Source organism: Psychrobacter sp. 1Y4 (assembly GCF_051847555.1).
On the sequence record NZ_JBPYDE010000628.1, the window covers coordinates 1 to 673 of the forward strand.

Annotated in this window: 1 protein-coding gene; it reads right to left on the reverse strand. The window is 47.3% G+C overall.

Annotated features, from left to right (window positions below; translation table 11 throughout):
- The coding region (locus ACS8FC_RS17985; RefSeq protein WP_459112982.1) for a thiolase family protein at positions 1-673 on the reverse strand (673 nt) is incomplete at both ends.

Below are 673 nucleotides of genomic sequence, written 5' to 3' on the forward strand. Positions count from 1 at the left end.
GATGAGCCGTTTACGTTTAACTTGCTACGATCAATCGATCCTAGTGGCGCATCAAGACCTAGACGATCTTCACAGAATGTTTCATCTTCCCAAGCAGCCAGTGTCGATAATACTTGTGAGGCAAACGCTTCATGAATCTCATAGAAATCAAAGTCTTGCAGCGTTAGACCAGCACGCTCAAGCATACGTGGTACCGCATAAGCGGGTGCCATGAGTAGGCCTTCTGTCGTGCCAGACTTACCGATAAAGTCTACCGCTGCTGTTTCTTGATGCACGATATAAGCCAGTGGTTTTAAGCCATGCTCTTTTGCCCACTCATCAGTACCCAATAGTACACAAGAAGCGCCATCAGTCAGTGGCGTCGAGTTGGCGGCAGTCATGGTTGGGTTGGCATTCTTTTTGCCAAAGACTGGTTTTAATTTGCCCAGCTTCTCTAGCGTGGTATCTGGACGTAAGTTGTTATCACGAGTCAAGCCTTTGTATGGCGTGATCAAGTCATCAAAGAAACCTTCATCATAAGCACGTGCTAGGTTTTTGTGACTGTTAAAAGCTAGCTCATCTTGAGCTTCGCGAGTGATGTTCCACTCAAGCGCGGTGATGGCTTGATGCTCACCCATTGATAGACCAGTACGCGGCTCGCCATTCTGCGGTGAATCGATCAAATCTTTTGGAT